Below are 254 nucleotides of genomic sequence, written 5' to 3'. Positions count from 1 at the left end.
GAGAACGAGCAGACCGACGCGCTGCGCAACTTTTTTGCCAACAATGGCAAAGCGTTAGCTATTGGCGTGGTGATCGGCATTGCTGCGCTGGGCGGCTGGCGTTACTGGAGCAGTCATCAGGATGATACGGCGAAGACAGTATCAGCGCAGTATCAGCAGCTCACTAGCGCCATGCAGGCGGGCAAACCGGAGACGCTGGAAGCGGTAAACCGTTTTGCCAGTGAAAACAGCAACACCTACGGTGCGCTGGCTGC

1 protein-coding gene is annotated in these 254 nt (G+C 57.5%); it reads left to right on the top strand.

What is annotated here, in order from left to right:
• Window positions 1-254: YfgM family protein (locus tag SB756_RS32570; protein ID WP_410913575.1), on the top strand; the 254-nt coding region annotated here is incomplete at both ends.

The sequence above is a fragment of the Pseudomonas sp. SIMBA_068 genome (genome assembly GCF_046534705.1).
Taxonomy (GTDB): domain Bacteria; phylum Pseudomonadota; class Gammaproteobacteria; order Pseudomonadales; family Pseudomonadaceae; genus Aquipseudomonas; species Aquipseudomonas putida.
Note: the sequence above shows the minus strand (reverse complement) of the source record. Positions and strands in the feature narration are given on the sequence as shown.